This window comes from Bacillus sp. JJ1533, assembly GCF_036965045.1.
Lineage (GTDB): Bacteria > Bacillota > Bacilli > Bacillales > Bacillaceae_L > Ferdinandcohnia.
Window position 1 is genome coordinate 1 of sequence record NZ_JBALOV010000060.1, and the last position, 3385, is coordinate 3385.

The 3385-nt window shown below is 32.3% G+C and carries 5 protein-coding genes; 3 read left to right on the forward strand and 2 right to left on the reverse strand.

The annotated features are described in order from the left end of the window. The first annotated feature begins 320 nt into the window (after positions 1–320). The 3 genes from V7138_RS24565 to V7138_RS25330 all read left to right on the forward strand — a co-directional run bounded on the left by V7138_RS24565 (position 321) and on the right by V7138_RS25330 (position 2280). On the forward strand, positions 321–806 hold the full coding sequence (locus V7138_RS24565; RefSeq protein ID WP_335402572.1) for a tetratricopeptide repeat protein: 486 nt from the start codon (positions 321–323) through the stop codon (positions 804–806). 143 nt (positions 807–949) lie between these two features. Further along, complete coding sequence (locus V7138_RS24570; protein ID WP_335402566.1) at positions 950–1516, forward strand: DJ-1/PfpI family protein; 567 nt, start codon at positions 950–952, stop codon at positions 1514–1516. 467 nt (positions 1517–1983) lie between these two features. Continuing rightward, entirely contained in the window at positions 1984–2280 is a 297-nt protein-coding gene (locus tag V7138_RS25330) for a lysostaphin resistance A-like protein (RefSeq protein WP_438824400.1), read from the forward strand. Positions 2281–2416: 136 nt separating this feature from the next. On the opposite strand, the gene V7138_RS24575 is transcribed toward V7138_RS25330, so the two are convergent. Beyond that, positions 2417–2872, reverse strand: a complete 456-nt coding sequence (locus tag V7138_RS24575) for a hypothetical protein (RefSeq protein WP_335402568.1) — start codon at positions 2870–2872, stop codon at positions 2417–2419. A 27-nt stretch (positions 2873–2899) separates the two neighbouring features. Continuing rightward, positions 2900–3385, reverse strand: a 486-nt coding sequence (locus tag V7138_RS24580) for a DUF3231 family protein (RefSeq protein WP_335402570.1), incomplete at its 5' end; no start/stop codon positions are given.

Here is a 3385-nt window from a genome sequence, read left to right on the forward strand (position 1 = left end):
TGATATTAAAATCAATCCTATACGAAAAAAGGTTTGCATTTTATCCCTCCCTAATTGCATTTAGTTTCCTCAAAAAACCAAATAATTATTTAAAAAAGTAATTTATAAAATTGAAGTATTGTAATACGTTTAGAATACATTTCTTAAAATAAAAGGAGGCATTCTCTAAGCTAAGGGTCGCCATTCAATACGAAAGATTGTGAAATTTTATACTTAAACTATCGGGTGCTTTACTTCAAGAAGGAGTAAAGCCTTTTTTCTTATTGAACTAACGGGGCAGGTTAGTGGAACTAACAGACAAAGCATTGGAGATGAAAATGGTGCAAATAGAATTAGAAAAGGCTGTTGATTTACGGAAGAGTGGAAATCATAAAGAATCTAATGAATTACTTATGAATCTGGTGCAGGAGTTCCCTAATAATGCATCAATTAACTATCAATGTGCTTGGAGTTTTGATTTATTAGGAGAAGAATCGAAAGCAGTACCCTTTTATGAAAAAGCAATCAAATTAGGGTTGTCTTCAAAGGAATTGGAAGGAGCCTTATTAGGATTAGGGAGTACATATAGGACATTAGGAGAATATGAAAAGTCAAAAAGTATATTTCTAAAGGGGATTGAATCATTTCCAGACAACAGGGCTATTAAGACATTCTATTCGATGACCTTATATAATTTGAATGAACATAGCAAAGCGATGGAGTTGTTACTAAAATGCTTAATAGATACAACAACAGATGATGAAATATCAAAATATAAAAAAGCAATTGATTTTTATTCGAATAAATTAGATGAGATTTGGAAGTAGTTTGTGAAAAGATGTCCTTATAGTAACGGGTGCGTTGATCCAAGAAGGATTAATGCACTTTTTTGTTGAATTTATTCAATAAACGGTGAAGGTTAGTTTAACCAAAAAAATTTAATTCTTTATAAGGAGAGGGAGAGGGTATAATGGAAATTGCTATTGTTGCATTTGATGATTTTACGGATATTGATGTTTTTTTACCTTGGGACATATTAAATCGTGTTAAACATCCTGAATGGAATGTTCGAATTTATGGGACTAAAGAAACTCATAGTTCGGTTACTGGTCTTACAGTTCTAATCCATTCGTCTATTGATGAACTAAGCAATGCAGATGCAATTTTATTTGCCAGTGGTCCAGGAACAAGGAGACTATATAAAGATGAAAATTATCTTAAAAGACTAAAAATAAATCCAGCGAAACAGTTAGTAGGTTCTATGTGTTCTGGAGCACTTATTTTAGGAGCTCTTGGTTTATTAGACGGTATGACTGCAACCACTTACCCAACAGCGAAAAAGGAATTAGAAAAATTTAATGTTACCGTTGTTGAAGAATCATTTATTGTTGAAAATAATATCGCAACTGCGGCTGGTTGCTTAGCCGCACAAGATTTAGTTGGATGGATAATTGAAAGATTGGTAAGTAAGAAAGTAGGAGAAGCAGTAATAAATTCAATTCAACCTATTGGAAAGGGCTTATCTTTTAAAAGTTAATGTTGTTTAGCTAACGGTGCGTTGATCCAAAAAGGATTACGCACCTTTTTGTTGAATTTATTGAACTAACGAAGCAGGATTCTTGAAGAAGAAAAGGGGGGGATTCTGATAGATATAAAAGTAAAAAAGAATTATATTTGGGTATATTTCATAACATTTTTTGCCCTATGGTGTATTAGAGAATTATGGTTAGTTCAATATTTAGATTTGATGGATTCTGTTCCAAGAGCTATAACATCTGCCATTATTAAAATAGTTATTTGGGTCATTCCAGTTATATTAATAGTTAAAATTATGGAGAAATGTTCTCCGTTTTCCTATTTAGGATTATGTCATAACTTTAGAGAAGGTTTAAAGTGGACAGGTTGGGTATCCTTGGTATTCATATCCTTTTTTGTAGTTTTAAATTTCATTGTTTTAGATAATACTATCTATTTTCAATAAGGTTTAACGAATGGCTTAATATTATTCTATTAGTTGGAATAACTGAGGAAATTGTCTTTAGGGGTTTTTTATTAAGGAAACTTATGGATTCTTTTAGGTTTTGGATAGCAAATACAATTACATCCTTCCTCTTTGTGTCAATTCATTTTCCCATTTGGTTTTACAAAGGTCTTTTTGAATTCCCTTATATTTTAAGTTCCATAATATCAGTTTTTGTAATGGGTATTATATTTGGGTTTGTATATAAGAAAAGTAACTCTCTTTGGTCAGTTATTATTATTCATTCTTTGTATAATTTGTTAGCGTCACTCTTCAACTAACGGGTGCTTTCCTTAAAGAAGGGGAAGTGCCTTTTTTGTAGAAGTATCTGTACTTAAGGTGCAGTTTAGTTTAATAAACTTCGCTAATTGGAACATAAAAAACCATCCACTTTTGATTGTAATAGTGGATGGTTTTCTAAGGAATGTTTTTTATGATTTTTCTAGTAATAAATCCAATGATTATTCCAGGAAAAACAAACAATATTGGAAGCCAAACAGGACCCAATAACACTCCAAATATCATTAAGTTCGAGGAAAAAATCAATCCAACGGTAACAAAAAATGCAGCAAACACATACGGAAGAAAAGAATAAGGGTCTTTCCCTCCGCCTGCATCTTTCACCGCATCCCACATAGAGAAAAAGTATAAACAAGGATAAAACATCAACCACTGATATTCAGCATGTTTTATGGCATCCCCAATTTCTCCATGAAAACTTAGAAGTATGACCTGATTAAAATTAGCTTGTACATTAATCAAAAATTCAAGTATCAATAAAACTGTGCCTTTAAAATACTTTCCGTTTAAATACTGCCCAAACCCAGGAAGTGCAATACTCCACATTAGTCTTTCAAATGCATTCTTATTCATTTATAAACACCATAATAATAATCTCTGTTACTTTTCTTTTGCAATTTCTTTTCTATTAGGAGCAAGTGGAGGCTGCTCTAACCATTTATTTTGCATCATAATATTAAACCACTTTTTAGTAAGCATAAGATTTTGTAGAATGGTGCTTTCGTAAGTGGCTACAAGGTCTGTTCGCATTGCGGATGCTAAACCTGCCCCGTGATACGCTTGTGCGGCTTGGAATAAGAAACCAGTATGATACAACATTAACTTATCAGAAAAAGGAGAATCTGTTGAAGTTGTAACTTCAGTCTCCCACGACTTAGGAACTGGTAAATTATCCGTTTGCATAATTTTTGAAAAACTTTTTATTTGTTGGTCAGACGTTTTTTCGGCATCCTCTAAAAGTTTTCTTACTTCTTTTGTTTGTGCGACTTGACTGAATGCAATTGAAAGAGTTTTTGCCATAATACTTTTTTTAAGGTTAAAAGAAATGCTTATGATTTCTGTCGCTGCTAACATTCTACCCTTTCC

Excerpts from the sequence above, each read along its gene's own strand:
- V7138_RS24570 (WP_335402566.1), top strand. The coding sequence starts at position 950 with ATGGAAATTGCTATTGTTGCATTTGATGATTTTACGGATATTGATGTT.
- V7138_RS24575 (WP_335402568.1), bottom strand. The coding sequence starts at position 2,872 with ATGAATAAGAATGCATTTGAAAGACTAATGTGGAGTATTGCACTTCCT.